This is a genomic window from Mycobacterium sp. DHQP2018-32-09, assembly GCF_058148405.1.
Window position 1 is genome coordinate 1 of record NZ_JBYVYK010000078.1, and the last position, 17,804, is coordinate 17,804.

At 71.7% G+C, this 17,804-nt stretch carries 15 protein-coding genes; 8 read left to right on the plus strand and 7 right to left on the minus strand.

Translation table 11 applies throughout. From position 1 onward, the window contains the following. Together AC30CM_RS25545 and AC30CM_RS25550 are read right to left on the minus strand one after the other, a co-directional pair. The coding region (locus tag AC30CM_RS25545) for an ATP-dependent helicase (RefSeq protein ID WP_490119714.1) at nucleotides 1-2,573 on the minus strand (2,573 nt) is incomplete at its 3' end. After that, the gene (locus tag AC30CM_RS25550; protein WP_490119715.1) at nucleotides 2,570-5,707 is read right to left on the minus strand and encodes a PD-(D/E)XK nuclease family protein; all 3,138 of its coding nucleotides are present in this window, start codon (nucleotides 5,705-5,707) and stop codon (nucleotides 2,570-2,572) included. The genes AC30CM_RS25550 and AC30CM_RS25545, both read right to left, overlap by 4 nt. Nucleotides 5,708-5,714: 7 nt before the next feature. Between AC30CM_RS25550 and AC30CM_RS25555 the strand changes: the two genes are divergently transcribed. The 5 genes from AC30CM_RS25555 to AC30CM_RS25575 all read left to right on the plus strand — a co-directional run bounded on the left by AC30CM_RS25555 (nucleotide 5,715) and on the right by AC30CM_RS25575 (nucleotide 9,457). Next, nucleotides 5,715-6,554 carry an alpha/beta fold hydrolase gene (locus tag AC30CM_RS25555; RefSeq protein ID WP_490119716.1) on the plus strand — a complete coding sequence of 280 codons (840 nt, stop codon included), beginning with the start codon at nucleotides 5,715-5,717 and terminating at the stop codon, nucleotides 6,552-6,554. Nucleotides 6,555-6,565: 11 nt separating this feature from the next. Then, nucleotides 6,566-6,865: an MGMT family protein gene (locus AC30CM_RS25560; protein WP_490119717.1), complete on the plus strand. Its 300-nt coding sequence runs from the start codon at nucleotides 6,566-6,568 to the stop codon at nucleotides 6,863-6,865. Between the two features lie 214 nt (nucleotides 6,866-7,079). After that, nucleotides 7,080-7,247, plus strand: a complete 168-nt coding sequence (locus tag AC30CM_RS25565) for a hypothetical protein (protein WP_490117871.1) — start codon at nucleotides 7,080-7,082, stop codon at nucleotides 7,245-7,247. A gap of 253 nt (nucleotides 7,248-7,500) precedes the next feature. Continuing rightward, nucleotides 7,501-7,737 carry a hypothetical protein gene (locus AC30CM_RS25570; protein WP_490119718.1) on the plus strand — a complete coding sequence of 79 codons (237 nt, stop codon included), beginning with the start codon at nucleotides 7,501-7,503 and terminating at the stop codon, nucleotides 7,735-7,737. A gap of 166 nt (nucleotides 7,738-7,903) precedes the next feature. Continuing rightward, nucleotides 7,904-9,457: an HNH endonuclease signature motif containing protein gene (locus AC30CM_RS25575; protein ID WP_490119719.1), complete on the plus strand. Its 1,554-nt coding sequence runs from the start codon at nucleotides 7,904-7,906 to the stop codon at nucleotides 9,455-9,457. Nucleotides 9,458-9,625: 168 nt separating this feature from the next. Here the strand turns inward: AC30CM_RS25575 and AC30CM_RS25580 are convergent, their stop codons facing one another. The 3 genes from AC30CM_RS25580 to AC30CM_RS25590 all read right to left on the minus strand — a co-directional run bounded on the left by AC30CM_RS25580 (nucleotide 9,626) and on the right by AC30CM_RS25590 (nucleotide 12,850). After that, entirely contained in the window at nucleotides 9,626-10,480 is an 855-nt protein-coding gene (locus tag AC30CM_RS25580) for a TIGR02569 family protein (protein WP_490119720.1), read from the minus strand. 36 nt (nucleotides 10,481-10,516) lie between these two features. After that, entirely contained in the window at nucleotides 10,517-11,704 is a 1,188-nt protein-coding gene (gene moeZ, locus AC30CM_RS25585) for an adenylyltransferase/sulfurtransferase MoeZ (RefSeq protein ID WP_490119721.1), read from the minus strand. 156 nt (nucleotides 11,705-11,860) lie between these two features. After that, entirely contained in the window at nucleotides 11,861-12,850 is a 990-nt protein-coding gene (locus AC30CM_RS25590; protein WP_490119727.1) for a DUF3152 domain-containing protein, read from the minus strand. Nucleotides 12,851-13,168: 318 nt separating this feature from the next. Between AC30CM_RS25590 and fasR the strand changes: the two genes are divergently transcribed. Beyond that, nucleotides 13,169-13,846: an HTH-type transcriptional activator FasR gene (fasR, locus tag AC30CM_RS25595; RefSeq protein WP_490119722.1), complete on the plus strand. Its 678-nt coding sequence runs from the start codon at nucleotides 13,169-13,171 to the stop codon at nucleotides 13,844-13,846. 32 nt (nucleotides 13,847-13,878) lie between these two features. Here the strand turns inward: fasR and AC30CM_RS25600 are convergent, their stop codons facing one another. Next, a complete protein-coding gene (locus AC30CM_RS25600; protein ID WP_490119723.1) occupies nucleotides 13,879-14,130 on the minus strand; it encodes a DUF3107 domain-containing protein in 252 nt (83 codons plus the stop codon). A gap of 229 nt (nucleotides 14,131-14,359) precedes the next feature. Here AC30CM_RS25600 and AC30CM_RS25605 point away from each other — a divergent pair, with 229 nt between their 5' ends. Continuing rightward, entirely contained in the window at nucleotides 14,360-15,331 is a 972-nt protein-coding gene (locus AC30CM_RS25605; protein ID WP_490119724.1) for a hypothetical protein, read from the plus strand. Nucleotides 15,332-15,347: 16 nt separating this feature from the next. Here the strand turns inward: AC30CM_RS25605 and AC30CM_RS25610 are convergent, their stop codons facing one another. Next, nucleotides 15,348-16,049, minus strand: a complete 702-nt coding sequence (locus AC30CM_RS25610) for a ferritin-like fold-containing protein (RefSeq protein WP_490119725.1) — start codon at nucleotides 16,047-16,049, stop codon at nucleotides 15,348-15,350. A 233-nt stretch (nucleotides 16,050-16,282) separates the two neighbouring features. Between AC30CM_RS25610 and AC30CM_RS25615 the strand changes: the two genes are divergently transcribed. Next, the coding region (locus AC30CM_RS25615; protein WP_490119726.1) for a DEAD/DEAH box helicase at nucleotides 16,283-17,804 on the plus strand (1,522 nt) is incomplete at its 3' end.

Below are 17,804 nucleotides of genomic sequence, written 5' to 3' on the forward strand. Positions count from 1 at the left end.
AGCCGACCCGCCCGCGCGGCGGCGACCAGCGCGGCGCCCCGGTCGACGGCGGCCAGCACGTCCGCGGGCGGTTGCACCGGCCACGAGCGTTCCACGACCTCGTCGGCGAACGGGTTCGGATCACCGGCGGCGGGCGTCGGCGCCCACTGCTCCACCACGCCGCACGGTCGGCCGTCGGCGGCGGCGGCATCGAGCACCGCCTTGATCTCGAGCAGGAACTCCGACGGACCCCGCGGCGTCAACCCGGTGGCACCCCAGTGATGCCCCGAGATCAACAGTGTGTCCTCGGCGCGCGTGATCGCCACGTACAGCAGGCGTCGCTCCTCGTCGACCCGCCGCTGCGCCAGCGTGCGCTTGTGAGCGTCGATGGCGTCCGCCAACGCCTTGCGGTCGTAGACGTCGGACGTATCCAACACCGGCACACCGTGTTCGGACAGCGTCGCGCGGTCGCCACGCAGCAACGGCGGCAGGTCGGCCGCGTCGCTGAGCCACGTCCGTGCCTGCGCCGTGGACGGGAACACCCGGCTGACCAGGTGCGGCACCGCCACGATCTGCCACTCCAAGCCCTTGGCCGCGTGCACGGTGAGGATCTGCACCCGGTCCCGCGACACCGCCACCTCGGCGGGCGCCAGACCGTTCTCCACCTCGGCCGCCGCGTCGAGATAGGCCAGCAGCGCCGGGAGCGACTGCGTGGTGTGCGCGGCGAAGTCCGCCACGACGTCGGCGAACGCGTCGAGATGCTCGGCGCCGCCCCAGCCCGCCGAGACCGGTTGCGCGGCACGCACTTCAGCGTCGATGCCCATGACGCGACGCACCTCGGCGACGAGATCGGGCAGCGGATGGTGCAGCTGCGCTCGCAGCGACGTCAACTCGCGCCCCAATGCCACGATGCGGTGGTACCCCTGCTCGGAATACCGTTCGCGGGCACCGGGATCGCAGATGGCGTCGGCGAGGCACGCGGCATCGGCGTCGGGCGCGGCGGCCGCCACGACGTCGGCCAGGCTCGCCTCGTCGGGACGATCCGGCCGGTCCACGTCGACGGCGCGCCGCCACAGCGCCGCGACGTCGGCCGCGCCGAGCTGCCAGCGTGGTCCGGTGAGCACGCGGACCGCCGCGGCGCCGGCCGTCGGGTCGGCGACGAGGCGCAACATCGCGACGACGTCGGCGACCTCCGGGATGGACAGCAGACCCGCGAGGCCGACCACCTCCACCGGGACCCCGCGCGCCGTCAGCGCCTCGGCCATGGGCACCGCGTCGGCGTTGCGGCGCACCAGCACCGCCGCCGTCGGCGCGGGACCCCCCTCGGCGAGAACCGCGTGATACCGCCGCGCGACGTGCTCGGCCACCCAGTCGCGTTCGGCAGCCACGTCGGGCAACAGCGCACACGCGATGGTGCCCGCGTCGGCGTCGGGGCGCGGCAGCAGCTCCCGCACCTCCACCGAGCGGCGGCGCGCTTCGGCCGACACGGCGTTGGCCACGTGCAGCGCGCTGGGCGGATTGCGCCAGCTGGTGCGCAATTCCAATGTGGGAGCCGGTGTTCCGTCCGACAGCGCGAAGTCGGTGGCGAACCGCGGCAGATTGGTCGCCGACGCCCCCCGCCAGCCGTAGATGGACTGGATCGGATCACCCACCGCGGTGAGCGCCAAACCGTCGTCGACGCCGCCGCCGAACAACGACGACAGCGCCACCCGCTGCGCATGACCGGTGTCCTGGTACTCGTCGAGCAGCACCACGCGATACCGCGCCCGCAGCGCGGCCCCGACCTCACCGAACCGCTCGGCCAGCCGGGCCGCCGCCGACATCTGCATCCCGAAGTCCATCACGTGTTCGGCGTTCATCCGCCGGTGCAGTTCGTCCACCAGCGGGATCAGTTCGGCGCGCTCGGTCTGCACCGCGAGCATGCGCAGCAGCGCTTGGGTGGGGCCGGTGTCGCGCTGCGACGGACCCGCGGGCAACGTGTGCACCAACCGCTCGAGTTCGTGATGGGTGTCCGCGAGCTGCCGGGTGTCGACGAGGTGTTCGGCGAGCTGGCCCGCCAACCGCAGCACCATTCCCGTGACCGTGGCAGGCGATCGATCCATGTCCAGTGGGCCCGGATGGTCGCACACCACGCGGTGAGCCAGCTGCCACAGCTCGGTGGCCCCGATGAGCCGGGTCGCCGGCTCGACGGGCAACAGCAGACCGTGCTCGCGCAGCAGCGTGCCCGCGAAGGCGTGATACGTGCTCACGGTGGGCTGCTCCTCACCGGCGGCGGGATCCCCGGCGGCGAACGGCGGGCCACCCACCGCGAGGTCCGTACCGGCCAGCCGCGCCAGGCGCGTCCGCACCCGGCGCTGCAGCTGCCCCGCGGCCTTGCGGGTGAACGTCAGCCCCAGCACCTCGCCGGGACGCGCATACCCGTTGGCGACCAACCACACCACCCGTGCCGCCATGGTCTCGGTCTTGCCCGCCCCCGCACCGGCGATGACGACCAGCGGTCCGGGCGGCGCGGCGATGACGGCCGCCTGCTCCTCGGTAGGCGGGAACAGGCCCAGCGTCTCGGCCAGCTCGGCGGGCGTGTAGCGCGGCGTCACGACCGCCCTCCCTGGTGCGCCGGGCACATCGCCCGCACCGGACAGTGCGTGCAGCCGTCGTTCACCCTGGCCACGAACCGCGGCCCCTGGGTGGCGGCCGCCGCCTCGGACACCTCGGAGCGCCACTGCTCCCTGGTCTGCGCGCTCATCGGATCCTGTTCGCGCTCCGTGGGTCCGGACGTTCCGATCTTCCCGAGGTAGACCAGGCGTCCACCACCGGCGGAGTCGCCGTCGGGCAGCAGGCCCTCGGCGATGGCCAGTTGATAGGCGGCCAACTGGGCGTGACGCTGCGCGTCGTCCTTGCTGACCGGCGACTTGCCCGTCTTGAGGTCGACCACCACCAGCCGGCCCTCGGCATCACGTTCGACACGGTCGATCCGGCCGCGCAGCCGCACCGCCGGACCGTCGCCCGCCGCCACCACCACGCCGTCGACGTCGACCTCGGTGCCGACCGCCGTGTACTGCCCACGCGTGCGCTCGAGCCATTGCGCGTACGCCGACAGCACCATCCGGTGTCGGTCCAGTTCGTTGGCCGCGTACCAGGACGCCTCGAACGGCAGGTCGGGCCACGCCCGCTCCAGCCGAGCCACCATCTGCTCCTCGGTGGCGCCGTCGGCCACCAGCGCGTGCACCAGCGACCCCAGCGCCGACCGGACGTCGCGGCCGTCGGAGCCGCCGTGACGTTCCAGCAACCAGCGCAGCGGGCAGTCGCCGAGCATCGCCAGCGTCGACGGCGACAACGTCACCACGTGATCGTCGCCCGACCACAGCGGTGCCTCGGTGGAGCACGGCGTGGCCGCATACCAAGACGCGGGATCGGCACCCGGCACGCCGGCCTCGGCCAACCGCGCCAATTGCGTTGCGGCATGGGCGCGGGCGGCGTCGTCGACCTCGCCGTCGGGTGCGCACACCACGGCGCGCAGCCGGCCCACCAACGCGGCCGGCGCCAGCACCCGCGGCGTCTGCACCGGCGGACCGTCGAAGCGCCCCTGCCCCGGCGCGTCGGTGGCCAGGGCCGCAAGCTCGGTGCAGAACGGTGAGGGGATGGCCGACTCGTCGTCGTCGCCACCGTCGACGGCCGTGACCAGCACGTGGTGACGCGCCCGGCCCAGAGCCGCGACCAGCAGGCGGCGCTCCTCGGCCAGCAGCGGCGCCCGGCTCGACACCCCGGCCGTCCCGCCCGGTGCGTCCACCCCGTCGAGGACGTCGACGAGGTGCTGCGTGCCCAGAACCCCACCGCGGGGAACCGTGTTGGGCCACAGGCCCTCCTGCAACCCCGCGATGACCACGACGTCCCACTGCCCGTCGAGGGCGGCATGTGCGCTCAGCACCGAGACCGCGTCGGTCCCCGCGGTGTCGGCGCCGTCGGACACCCCGAGCGACATCGCCCGCACGTGGTCGACCAAGCCCGTCAGCGTCGCCCCCGTGGTGCGGGTGACGTACTGCTCGGCGACGTCGAACAGGGCCGTGGCCGCGTCGAGATCGCGACCGGCCTGCACGGCGGCACCACCCCCGCGTTCCACGGCCGCCAGCCACCGGCGCTGCAAACCGCTGTGATGCCATGCCTGCCACAGCGTGAACCGGGGGTCCTGTCCCCCGGCGTGACTGCGGGCCGCCTCCGCCACCACCGCGCGCACCCGGCGCAGCGGACGCGCCAGATGGTCGGGCAGCTCCCCGCCGCCCGGGCCCTCGATCTGCTCGACGAGCAGCCCGGCGAAGTCCCGTGGCGGTCGGCTGCCGTCGGCGCGGCGCAGCGTGCGGCGCAGCTGACGCAGCGAGACCGGATCCACCCGCCCGATGGGGCCGGTGACCAGGTCGATCGCACGATCACCGTCGAGACCCGTTGCGACGCAATCAAGCACGGTCAGCAGGGCGGCCACCGCGGGATTGTCCGCCAGCGGGGCCGACGGCGCACGCAGCTCCACGGGCACGCCCGCCGACACCAGCGCCCGGGCCAGCGACGCCCCCACATTCGGTACCGAACGCACGATGACCGCCATCCGACCCCACGCGACGCCGCCCATCAGATGGGCCCGACGCAGGGCATCGGCCACCATCGCCGACTCGGCGTGCGCCGTGGCCGCGACACGCACCGAGACCGAGCCCGAGGGCCCGTCGGCGCCGGCGATCTCCCGCGCCGCATCGACACCCGGCAGCCGCCGCGCGATGCCGCTGACCGCCCGCGCCACCGCAGGCGCGCACCGGTGCGACCGGTCGAGGACGATGCTGGGCCCGTCACCCCGCAGCAGCGCGGGATCCGCACCCCGATAACCGAATACGGACTGATTGGGATCCCCGGCCAGCACCGTCAACCCGGCCCCGGCGGCAAGTACCCGGACCAGCTGGGCGGCCTGCGGGTCGAGGTGCTGGGCATCGTCGACGAGCAGCAGCTCGACACGGCCGCGTTCGGCGGCCAGCAGCTCGGGATCTGCGGCCAGGGCGTCGAGCGCCGCACCCACCAGCTCGGCGGCACCCAGGGCAGGCACGGTGGCCTGCGGTGCGGCCATGCCCACCGCAGAGCGCAACAGCATGACCTGCTCGTAGACCTGCGCGAACCGGCCGGCGGCGACCCACTGCGGGCGACCCGCGCTGCGGCCGATCCGTTGCAGCGCAACGGGGTCGACGCCGCGCTCGGCGCAGCGGGCCAGCAGATCGCGCAACTCCGTCGCGAACCCCGCGGTGAGGAGCGCGGGCCGCAGCTGGGCGGGCCACCGCACCGCCGACCGCTCGCCGTCGGCGACGTCACCCGCGAGCAGCTCGCGGATGATCCCGTCCTGCTCCGCGCTGGTCACCAGCCGCGGCGGCGGGTCCCCGTTGCGCTGGGCCGCCAACCGCAGCACCGCGAACGCATACGAGTGCACCGTGCGCACCACGGGTTCGCGCACCGCGGCGGGCGCCGCGTCCGACTCCAGCAGCGCGGTGGTGACCGCGGCGCGCGCACGCATGCCCAATCGGGCCGAACCCGTCAGCAGCAGAACCGATTCCGGAGCCGTGCCGGCCGTCACGTGCGCGGCGGCCGTGGCCACCAGCAGCGTGCTCTTGCCGGTACCCGGGCCACCGAGCACCCGCACCCGGCCGCGCGCACCGGGCGCGAGCATCGCGTCGACGGACGGGGCGAGCGACGAGCTGGGCATGCCGTGAATGACACCACGGGGGTCCGACAACACCGCCTCCGCGCAGGCTGGCAGCATCGAGACCGTGACCGCACCCCTGCACGCCCACCGCTACGGTCCCGCCGGCCCCGCCCGCGTCCTCGCCGTGCACGGCCTCACCGGCCACGGCCGACGCTGGGAGACCCTGGCCGCACGCCATCTCGCCGACGTCCCGATCGTCGCGCCGGACCTGATCGGTCACGGCCACTCGACCTGGGACGCCCCCTGGACCATCGACGCCAACGTCGCCGCGCTCGCCGCCCTCCTCGACGCCGACGGCGGCGAGCCGGTGGTGGTGCTGGGTCACTCCTTCGGCGGTGCTCTGGCGTTGCACCTGGCGGTTGCGCGACCCGACCTGATCGCCGGCGTGGCCCTGATGGACCCGGCCATCGGGCTCGACGGCCGCCGGATGCGTGAGATCGCCGACCAGATGTACGCCTCCCCCGACTACGCCGACCGCGACGAGGCCAGGGCGGAGAAGGTGCACGGGTCGTGGGCCGACGTCGACCCCGCCGAGGTCGAGCGCGAACTCGACGAGCACCTCGTCGACCTCCCCAACGGTCGGGTGGCCTGGCGCTTCAGCGTGCCCGCCGCACTGTGCTACTGGAGTGAGCTGACCCGTCCCGCGGTGATCCCACGCGACGGCACGCCGACGACGCTGGTGCGCGCCACCCGCACCACGCCTGCCTACGTCACCGACGAACTCGTCGCCGGACTCGACGCGGGCCTCGGCGGAGACTTCACGCTGCTGGACTGGGACAGCGACCACATGGTGCCCCTGGCCATGCCCGCCGAGACCGCCGACGTCGTTCGCGGGCTGCTGGGCTGACGGGAACGACCATGGCGGCCGTGACCGACGACCAGGTGGAGCGCGTACGCGCCCTGGTCGCCGCGATCCCGAGCGGCCGCGTCGCCACCTACGGTGACATCGCCGCGGCCGCCGAGCTGTCGAGTCCCCGCGTCGTCGGGTGGATCATGCGCACGGATTCCTCCGATCTGCCCTGGCATCGCGTGATCGGCGCCTCCGGACGCCCCGCGCCGCACCTGGTGACCACGCAACTGGAGCGGCTCCGCGCCGAAGGCGTGCTGGCCGTCGACGGCCGCATCCCGTTGCGCGAATACCGGCACGCCTTCGGCTGATCGGGGAAGCCCGGGTTCACCGCCGGGTGGGGGCCTGGTCGTTTCGGCTGTCCTCAGGGCCGTGAATCCGCCGCGACCACGACCCTGACGGCAGTCGGCAGGTCGATTCCTGCCACGGGCCGCTCAATCACTGCCACCCGAAATAGGTGCGTTGACGTGCGGGTTACACGGGGCAGGACACCGCGCAAGCGGTCATCGAGAGGGAGCAGAGATCATGAAGAAGACCACCATCGCCGGCATCATCGCCACCGGTTTCGCCGCCGCCGTGTTGGGCCTGGCCGCCCCGGCCAGCGCGGGCATCGACCACCACACGTGGATCAACGACATCCAGCAGACCGCGACCGTGCCCGCCCCGCAGGCGACCTTCGGCAACGGCCGCTGACCCCAGTCCCTCGGCGTACGGGACCCTCGGCGTACGGGGCATCCACCTTCGGGTGGGTGCCCCGTCGTCGTGTCGAGGGGCCCGGTCATCCGGGGCATCGCGTGTTCGGGTCCACCGATCGGGGGGGCTCGGTTTCATCCGGGGGTGGGGCCGGTCGGTCGATATGGCCGGCGCGCCCTGGGCGGGAGTATTGGGTCATCGCCGGAACACACCGGCCGGACCACTCGAAACCCGCTCGCTCTCAGGAGAAGTCATGACCAAGATCCTCCCCACCATCGCCCTGCCCGTCGCCGCCGCCGGCATCCTGGGCGGTGCCGCCCTCGGCCTGGCCGGTGCCGCCAACGCCGCCACCGGCGAGGCGCCCACGGGTCACGGCTACTCGTACTCGCCGCAGACGTTCGCCCACCCCGCGCCGACGGTGGGCCCGGGCTGGCACGGCAACCACGGCCCCGCCTACATCGCCCACCTGACCGGCGCCGACCAGAAGTAGGCGCCCCCGGACTCGACGCCCCCACCCCACATCCCCGGGGGTGGGGGCGTCGTCGTCTCGACTGCCCGGGGTCGCGGACACGCGGCGTTCACGACCGTGGAAGCCATCGACGCCATCCCGCAAGCGAGACAGCCGACATGTCAGACCTCGAATGTATGTTCGAAGCATGGAGGTCGAGAAAGTGCGCGAGGCAATCGCCACGATGCGCGCCGGCCTGGACGCGTTGCTCGCGTGTGACCTTGACTCTCTCGACCCGGAGGATCGGTTGCAGGCGCTCGCCGACGTGGAGACCCATCGCTGCCGTCTGCCCGCGGTGGAGCATCACCTAATCACCTCCTTGGACGCCGACACCCCGCCATCGCAGTTGGGCGCCAAGAACCTTGCCGATGCGTTTCAGACCCGGCTGAACCTGCACCCCAGAGAGGCCAAGCGCCGCGTCGCGGTGGCCGCCGACCTCGGGCCCCGAAAGTCCCTGACCGGACAGCCGATGCCACCGAAGTTGCCCGCGACGGCGATCGCGGTGGCGCACGGGGTGATCAACGCCGATCACGTGGCCGCGATCCGCGACGCCGTCGCCAAGATCCCCACCCACGTCGACCCAAAGCAGCGGGAGCAGTTGGAGGTCGCGTGGGCGCGGGCCGCCACCACCAGGGCGCCCCATCAGTTGGCCGCCGATCTCAAACGCACCCTGTATCTGCTCGATCAGGACGGGCCGCCGCCGACCGAGGACGACGGTATTCGCCGTCGTGGCATGACCGTCGGCAAGCAGGGCCACGATGGCACCGTCGCCGTCTCGGTGGTGATGACCGCCGCCGCCTGGGCGGCGCTGGAGGTGCTGTTGGCGAAGTTCGCCGCCCCCGGCATGTGCAACCCCGCCGACGATGAGCCCTGTACCGCCGGCACGCCTAGCCAGGCGCAGATCGACGCCGATGACCGCACCCTGGCCCAGCGGCGTCACGACGCGTTGGCGTTCCTCCACCGCACGGCCCTGGACAAGGGCGAGTTGGGCCGGCTCAACGGGATTCCCACGGCGATCCTGATCCGCACCACGTTGAGCGATCTGGAGTCCCGTGCCGGCGTCGGGGTCACCGGCGGTGGGACCGTGCTGACACGGCGCGAGATCTTGCAGCTGGCCGCCCAATCCACCACCACGGGGTTCCTGACGCTGTTCGACGACGCGACCGGCAAGGTCCTCGACCTGTTCCAGACCCGCCGCACCGCCACCGTCGTGCAACGCCTCGCCCTGATCACCCGCGACGGGGGCTGCACCAAACCCGGCTGCACCGTCGGGGCGTACGGCTGCCAGGTGCACCATGCGGTCAAGGACTTCGCTGCAGGTGGGAACACCAACGTCAACGACAACGCCCTGGCGTGCGGCGGCGACAACCGCCTCGTCGGCACGACCGGCGGCTGGACCACCCGGATGAACGCCCGCCACCAGGTCGAATGGCACCCACCCCCGCTGCTGGACCGCGGCCAAACCCGGGTGAACACTTACCACCACCCCGAACGACTCCACCCGCCACGCGGCGGCGGGGAAGGTGGCTGCGCGGCAGATGAGTCTCCGGGTGCGACGGAGGCCGATGCGATCAGGGCGGACGCAGCGCTGCACAGCGCGGCTACGGCCCGTGCATTCGACCCCGACGACCCATGGGCACCGCGCACCGACATCGGCCCGCCGGACGAGAGCGGAACGCCCCATGGCACCGACGGACCGTGATCGCCGCCCACCGAGAAGTGCGGGCGCACACGGCGTCGTGGGCCACGGCGGCGCGATCACCGCGGTCACGCACCGCGACACCATCAGGCACGGCCGCCGCGCACACGGACGAGCAGGCAACGGCGCGCGGGCCCACCCGACGCGAACGGACCGTGCAGTGCGGTCCGGCTAGAGCACCAACCGCACCAGCGCGGCCGTGCGGGCCAGGCCGGGGAACACCGCGGCCGTCGAGCGGGGGTGCAGCGCATGCACGGCGAGCCGAAACATCAACGCCCGCAACAACATCTGCGGCCATTCCGGCAGCGACGACCACCGCTCCACTAGGCCGTCGTCGGCCTCACCCCACGACAGCGCGTCGACGACGACGACGCCCGCCGCCCAGGAGGCCGGCCGCCAGTACGGGGTGATGTCGGTGATCCCGGGGGCCGCAGTGCCCGCGAACAGCACGGTGCCGTAGAGGTCGCCGTGCACCAGCTGGCTGGGCGAGCGCGTCGGCTTGCGCAACTCCCCCAGCTGATGGAGCAGGTCGATCGACCGCTGCCCGTCAGCCGACCCCGGGGCCACCATGGCACCCTGCGGCAGCGAGTGCAGCGGCTGGTCCTCCCAGGCCGCCCGGTCCGCGGCGATGAACACGTCGACCTCGGTCCACGGCACCGCGGGCGGCTGCGTCAGGAAGCGGGGCCGCTCCAACTTGGCCGTCGCCTCGTGCAACCGCACCGCAGCCGACACCACCTCGTCGTGGCGCGGCTCCGGATTGCCTGCGACGAACGTGTCCGCCCGCCACCCGGCGACGACGTAACGCCCGTCGCTGGACCGCACCGGCCGCGCCAACCGCACCCCGTCGACGAACAGCGTCTCGCGCACCTTCGCCGACCACGCCGCGCGCGCCGGATCGGCCACCACCGACAGCACCACTTCCCCGCACCGCCAGCCGCCGTCCCAACCCGCGCCCAAGGCGACGGGTCGCAGCCCGGTGAGGCCGAACGCCGTCAGCACGTGATCGGGCGGCCCTTCGACAGTCACCGCCACAGCCTAAGGCGTACGCGAGCGGATCAGCGGTCAGTACATGACCATGTCGGGATCGAGTTGCCTGGCCCAGGCCACGATCCCGCCCTGCAGGTGCAGCGCGTCGGCGAAGCCGGCCTTCTTCACCGCGGCCAACGCCTCGGCCGACCGCACCCCGGTCTTGCAGTACAGCACCGGGATCCGGTCGTGCGGCAACTTCGCCAGCCCCTCGCCGGCCTCGAGCGTCGACTTGGGCACCAGCTCCGCGCCGTCGATGTGGTTGATCTCCCACTCGACCGGTTCCCGCACGTCGATCAGCGCCACGCGCTTCCCGGAGTCGATCATGTCCCGCAGCTCGCGCGGCGTGACGGTCGCGTCGACCGTCGCCTCCGCGGCCGCCTCGGACACCACGCCGCAGAACGCCTCGTAGTCGATCAGCTCGGTGATCTTCGGCGTGGCCGGATCCTTGCGAATCTTGATGGTGCGGTAGGTCATGTCGAGCGCGTCGTACACCATCAGCCGACCCAGCAGCGGCTCGCCGATGCCGGTGATGAGCTTGATGGCCTCGGTCCCCATCACCGACGCGATCGACGCGCACAGGATGCCCAGCACACCACCCTCGGCGCACGACGGAACCATCCCCGGCGGCGGCGGCTCCGGGTAGAGGTCGCGGTAGTTCAGGCCCAGCCCGTCGGGGGCGTCCTCCCAGAACACCGACACCTGGCCTTCGAAGCGGTAGATCGAACCCCACACGTACGGTTTGCCGGCCAGCACCGCGGCGTCGTTCACCAGGTACCGCGTGGCGAAGTTGTCCGTGCCGTCCAGGATCAGGTCGTACTGCGCGAACAGGTCGACGGCGTTGTCCGGCTCCAGGCGGACCTCGTGCAGCACCACGTCGACCAGCGGGTTGATCTCCAGCACCGAGTCGCGCGCGCTCTGCGCCTTCGAGCGGCCGATGTCGGACTGACCGTGGATGATCTGGCGCTGCAGATTGGATTCGTCGACGACGTCGAACTCGACGATGCCGATGGTGCCCACCCCCGCCGCGGCCAGGTAGAGCAGCGTGGGCGAACCCAGCCCACCCGCACCGATCACCAGCACCCTGGCGTTCTTCAGGCGCTTCTGCCCGTCGACTCCCAGGTCGGGGATGATCAGATGACGGCTGTAGCGCGCGACCTCGTCGCGCGTCAGCGAGGCCGCGGGTTCGACCAGCGGCGGTAACGATGTCGGATCGCCGGGCACCGGCTCACTCCTTGCGTCGAGGACGTCTGATGGCCATCACGTCGGCCATCGCCATTCAACGGTAATCGCCTCCCAGACCTTCCCGAGACCTTCCCGGTGACCTTCGCGAGACCTTCCCGATGACCTTCCCGACGGGTTCGGCAGACCGCGCGGCCGCTAGGCGACGATCGGGTACGGCCAGGGGTTGAAGCGGCACGTCTTGCCGTCGGCGGGAACCGACTCCGGGTCGAACCGCGCGTTGTCGTCGTTGTTGGTGGAGAACGTCTGCTGCATCATGATCGGCGCCAACGCACCGTTCTCGCCGCACGGCTCGTGCTTGGCGTAACCGATGGCGTGCCCCACCTCGTGGTTGATCAGGTACTGCCGGTAGGAGCCGACGTCGCCCTGGAACGGCACGGCGCCGCGTACCCACCGCGCCTCGTTGATGAACACCCGCGGCTGGTCGGTCAGATAGGCGGGGTTGTAGCACGACGTCTCGATCGGAATGTCGTAGCCGCAACCCTCCCGCACCGTCATCGGAGAGGTCAGCGACACCCGGAAGTCCGGGGTCTGCGCGGGATCGTCGATGCGCTGCAAGGCGAACTGCGTGTTGTGCGTCCAACTCTTCGGGTTGGACAGCGTCTCGGTGACCATCCGCGCGTACGCCTCGTCACCGCCGATCTGCGACGTGTCGATGCCGTCCTCGACCTCCACGGTGTAGGTGAAGGTGCGCAGCGTGCCCTCGCCCACCTTCGGCGTCGCACCCGGCACCACGTGCCACGTCTTCGCACCCGCCTCGGTGTAGGACCCGCCGCCGGGCAGGATGCCGGTGGGCAGGTTCGCATCGAACTGCGTCAGGCCCTTGGGCGGCGCACCGAGGATCGCCGTGCTGGACGCGTCGATGGTCGGCGGCCCCTGGATGGGCCCGGGATCGGCGGTCTGGCGCACCGGGCTGGTGCTGATGGACTGGTACACCACCACGATGGTCACGGCGAACAGCACCGGCAGCGCGTAGGCCCGCCACCCGTAGGTCGACACGAACCGGCCCAGCCACGTCTGCTTGCGCCACTGCTGGTGCTCGTCGCGGTTGGCACGGGGGCGTCCCGAGTCACCCGCCACCGGGTCCCGCTGGGCGCGCAACGGCTCGCGCCACTCGTTGCGCACCATGGGCACCCGGCTGGGCACGCGACCACCACGCCGGCCGACGCCGTCGGGTCCGCCCGGCGGTCGCGGGCCCGAAGGACCGTCGAGCGTGCGGTGCTCGTCCGGTCCTCCTCGCGTCCGGGAGTCGTAGGTCACCGGACCAGAATGGCACAGCGCAGGGCACGACCCCGTCCGGCGCGCCACCGGGTGACCGCACCGCGACGGTTCCGGGGCCGCCCCGCGCGGGGGTAGTAATGTCGATGACTCCACGTGTCTGGCGGAGGGGGCCCGACGCAGCGTACGACCAGGGCACGTCCCAAGTGACCCAAGAGTGAGGACGTGATGAGCGATCTCGCCAACGCAGCCTCGAGGCGAGGCGCGCCGCCGGCCACCGGCGACGGACCGTCTGCCCGAGGTAATCGGCGTGGCAACCGGCTGCCCCGCGACGAACGTCGCGGTCAACTGCTGGCCGCTGCCAGCGAGGTCTTCGTCGACCGGGGTTACCACGCCGCCGGCATGGACGAGATCGCCGATCGCGCCGGCGTCAGCAAACCCGTTCTCTACCAACACTTCTCGTCGAAGCTGGAGCTGTACCTGGCGGTCCTGGACCGCCACGTGGAGAACCTGGTGTCGGGAGTCCGCACGGCGCTGCGCACCACCACCGACAACAGGCTGCGACTGCACGCCGCGGTGGGCGCGTTCTTCGACTTCATCGAGCACGACGGCCAGGGCTACCGGCTGATCTTCGAGAACGACTACGTTACCGAGCCGCAGGTGTCCGAACAGGTCAAGATGGCCACCGAATCGTGCACCGACGCCGTGTTCGAACTCATCAGCAGCGACTCCGGCCTGGAAGCACACCGGGCGCGGATGATCGCCGTGGGACTGGTGGCCATCAGCGTCGACAGCGCGCGCTACTGGCTGGACAACGACCGGCCGATCTCCAAGCAGGATGCCGTGGCCGGCACGGTGCAGTTCGCCTGGGGCGGACTGTCACACGTGCCGCTCGCACGGTCCTGACCCGGTCGGGGACTCCCTGACCGCGGTCGGAACTACTTGACCGCCTCGGCCCCGACGCTGCCCACACCGAACCCGACGCGACGCCCATCGGCTGCGCCGATCTCGACGTAGCTGATCTTCGCCGTCTGCACCAGGAAGCGCCTGCCCTTGTCGTCGGTCAGGCTCAACACCTTGAGGTCGCCGCTCAGCGCGTCGGCGACCAGCTTCTCCACCTCGTCGGCGGCTTGCGCACTGTTGAACGCCAACTCGCGCGGGCTGTCGACGACACCGATCTTGACCTCCACCGCTGAACCGTCCCTTCCTGAAAACCGTCGTGCTGCTGTCCCGCAAAGGCTAGTGGACCGATGCCCCGCGCGACGCGGCGGTCGCTACGCGCTGCGCGAACTGGCGGTCTCGGTCGGCTTGATCGAACCGAGTCCCGACCGTGACCCGTTGAGGCGCCGCGAAGCCTCATTCGTCACTTTGGCCTCAGTAGCATCGATTTCAAGACACACCGACGACCCCGGGAACGTGATGAGCAGGCTCAATCCTCCGTACTCGCCCGAATCCGGACGCGCCCCGTCGCGCCGATCCGAGTGGACATTCGGCGGCGACGGTCGCGAATGGCTGCGCGGACCCCAGCGCACCCAGGTGCTCGACGACTACTACGGCAACGGCCACGGTGACCCGTACGACGACGGCCCCCGCTACGACGAGCCGTCCTACGAGGATCACGATCTGCGGGACTACCGCGGCTACCGGTCTCCCCGCTACCCGAGCCCCCGACCGCAGGATGGCCACCCGCAGTACTCCCACCCGCATTCCCCCGGGGACGACCGGTACGACGCCGCCTACGATCCCGCCCGAGATCCCGCCTACGAGGCCGACGTCGACGACGAGATCTACGAGTACTACGAGCCGATGGACCGCCGGTGGATCTGGGTGGCCGGCGTCGCCGGGGCCATCCTGCTGGTCGCGGTGATCTGCACCGCCGTCATCCTCGGCGGCGGCGACAGCGGCTCCGTGGCCGGCACCGTCGGTGCCCCCGCGTCGTCCTCGGCGCCGACCAGCAGCGCGCCCGAACCCACCGCTTCGCGCCCCCCGGTGAGCACCCGACCGCCCGCACCGCTGGCCCCCGAGACCGTCACCACGGTCACCCCCGCCCCGAGCGCCACCCTGACCCCGACGCCCACCGTCGCGCCTCCGGTGGCGCCGCCGCCGGCCGAGGCAGCCGCCCCCGGCACCGTGACCTACAGCGTCACCGGCACCCGCTCACTGCTGGACCTGGTGACCGTCATCTACACCGACGCGCAGGGAGCGCTGCAGACCGACGTGAACGTCGCCCTGCCCTGGCACAAGACCGTGGTGCTCAACCCCGGCGTCACGCTCAGCTCGGTGACCGCCACCAGTCTCACGGGTCAGCTGAACTGCGCGATCACCGACGCGGCGGGCACCCCGATCGCCGTGCAGACCAACAACTCGATGCTCACCACCTGCACGCGCTGACGCGGCGCCCGCAGCCTCAGAGCAGGCCGAGTTCGCGGACCCGGGTCGCGTGGGTGCGCTGCAGACGTTCGAAGAAGTCGGCGAGCTGGCCCAGCCCGCCGCTGGCGAGCACCAGGTCGACGAGTTCGTCGTGATCGGCGAGCACGAACTGTGCCTGCGTGATGGCCTCCCCGAGCAGCCGACGCGACCACAGCGCCAGCCGATGGCGCTGCCGCTCGCTGGCCGTCACGGCCGCCTGAACCTCGGCCACCACGAACTGTGAGTGCCCGGTCTCGGCGAGGACCGCGCGCACCACGTCGGCCACCTCGGCGGGCAGCGCGTCGGCGATCTCGAGGTAGAAGTCGGCGGCCAGGGCGTCACCGATGTAGGTCTTCACCAACGCCTCCAGCCACGTGCTGGGCGTGGTCAGACGGTGATAGTTCTCAAGGGCCGCAGCGTATTTCGTCATCGCGGGCACCACGTCGACGTCGCGCTCCTCGAGCGCGGCGCGCAGCACCTCGTAGTGGTTCATCTCGGCGGCCGCCATGCTGGCCATGTTGATGCGACCCGCCAGGTTGGGCGCCATGCGCGCCTCCTCGGTGAGCCGATAGAACGCGGCGACCTCGCCGTAGGCCAGCAGCGCGAAGAGTTCGGCGACACCCGGATGGTCCACCGAGACCCCGGGCGCTGCGGGCTCGGCCGCCTCCTCCGGCGTGGTCGCGGACGGGGTTCCAGTCATGGGGCAACTCTAGACTCCGGGCCCGCGACCAGCCGCCGACGCGGATCACCGGTTACACTGGACGCGGGTCGCAGCCCGTGAACTGCGGGAACCGGCCCAAGAAATGTGCGTGCACGCAGTTCGCCCGCCTCCTGCGAAGGCCCGGGCCCGGTGCTCAACAGTCCCAACTCGTGCGCGCGTGACCAACCGCGAAACTTCCGAGTTTTGGACTTCGAAAGGCACCGCCACCCGCAATGAACGACATCAACACCGACATCGACACCGACACCACCACCACCGACACCACCAGCGAGACCGGCCACACCACGACCGAGATCACCACCGTCGAGATCACCCCCGACGAGATCCACGAAGAGACCACCACGTCCTTCTCCGACCTGGGCGTACGCGAGGAGATCGTCCGCGCACTGGCCGAGTCCGGCAAGACGCACCCGTTCGCCATCCAGGAACTCACCATGCCGATGGCGCTGGCGGGCGACGACCTCATCGGCCAGGCCCGCACCGGCATGGGCAAGACGCTGGCCTTCGGCGTCCCGCTGCTGCAGCGGATCACCACCGACACCACCCGCGAACTCACCGGCATCCCGCGGGCGCTGGTGGTCGTGCCGACGCGGGAACTCTGCCTGCAGGTCTACGAGGACCTGGCCAGCGCCGCCAAGTACCTGCGCGCCGGCGATCGCAAGCTCTCGGTGACCTCCATCTACGGCGGGCGCCCCTACGAGGCCCAGATCGAGGCCCTGCGCAAGGGCGTCGACGTCGTGATCGGCACCCCCGGCCGCCTGCTCGACCTCGCCCAACAGGGCCACCTGCAGCTCGGCGGCCTGTCGATGCTGGTGCTCGACGAGGCCGACGAGATGCTCGACCTGGGCTTCCTGCCCGACATCGAGCGCATCCTGCGCCAGATCCCCGACGAGCGGCAGGCCATGCTGTTCTCGGCGACCATGCCCGACCCCATCATCACGCTGGCCCGCACGTTCATGAACCAGCCGACGCACATCCGCGCCGAGGCGCCGCACTCCGCGGCCGTGCACGACACCACCGAGCAGTTCGTCTACCGGGCGCACGCCCTCGACAAGGTCGAGATGGTCAGCCGCATCCTGCAGGCCGAGGGCCGCGGCGCGACGATGATCTTCACCAGGACCAAGCGCACCGCCCAGAAGGTCGCCGACGAGCTGGCCGAGCGCGGCTTCAAGGTCGGCGCCGTGCACGGCGACCTGGGCCAGGGCGCCCGCGAAAAGGCCCTCAAGCAGTTCCGCAACGGCGAGGTGGACGTGCTGGTGGCCACCGACGTCGCCGCCCGCGGCATCGACATCGACGACATCACCCACGTCATCAACTACCAGATCCCCGAGGACGAGCAGTCCTACGTGCACCGCATCGGCCGCACCGGCCGTGCCGGCAAGACCGGCATCGCCGTCACGCTCGTCGACTGGGACGAGCTGACGCGCTGGGAGATGATCGACAAGGCGCTCGGCCTCGACAACCCCGAGCCCCCGGAAACGTACTCCAGCACACCGCACCTCTACAGCGATCTGAACATCCCCGCCGAGGCGACCGGTTCGGTGGGCAAGCCCTCCCGGGCCGCGGCCGAGAAGTCCGGCACCGGTGAGCGCTCGGCCAGGTCCGAGAAGCGCGAGCCCCGCGCCGAGCGCGAGCGTCCCGCGCGCACCCGCAATCGGCGACGCACTCGCGGCGGCCAGTCCGCCGGCGAGCACGCCGAGGGCAGCGAGCCGTCGGCAGTGCGCGCCGGCGACG

Coding starts and splice junctions, on each gene's coding strand:
- AC30CM_RS25550 (WP_490119715.1), bottom strand. CDS start 5,707: ATGCCCAGCTCGTCGCTCGCCCCGTCCGTCGACGCGATGCTCGCGCCC.
- AC30CM_RS25555 (WP_490119716.1), top strand. CDS start 5,715: ATGACACCACGGGGGTCCGACAACACCGCCTCCGCGCAGGCTGGCAGC.
- AC30CM_RS25560 (WP_490119717.1), top strand. CDS start 6,566: ATGGCGGCCGTGACCGACGACCAGGTGGAGCGCGTACGCGCCCTGGTC.
- AC30CM_RS25565 (WP_490117871.1), top strand. CDS start 7,080: ATGAAGAAGACCACCATCGCCGGCATCATCGCCACCGGTTTCGCCGCC.
- AC30CM_RS25570 (WP_490119718.1), top strand. CDS start 7,501: ATGACCAAGATCCTCCCCACCATCGCCCTGCCCGTCGCCGCCGCCGGC.
- AC30CM_RS25575 (WP_490119719.1), top strand. CDS start 7,904: ATGGAGGTCGAGAAAGTGCGCGAGGCAATCGCCACGATGCGCGCCGGC.
- AC30CM_RS25590 (WP_490119727.1), bottom strand. CDS start 12,850: ATGGTGCGCAACGAGTGGCGCGAGCCGTTGCGCGCCCAGCGGGACCCG.
- fasR (WP_490119722.1), top strand. CDS start 13,169: ATGAGCGATCTCGCCAACGCAGCCTCGAGGCGAGGCGCGCCGCCGGCC.
- AC30CM_RS25605 (WP_490119724.1), top strand. CDS start 14,360: ATGAGCAGGCTCAATCCTCCGTACTCGCCCGAATCCGGACGCGCCCCG.
- AC30CM_RS25610 (WP_490119725.1), bottom strand. CDS start 16,049: ATGACTGGAACCCCGTCCGCGACCACGCCGGAGGAGGCGGCCGAGCCC.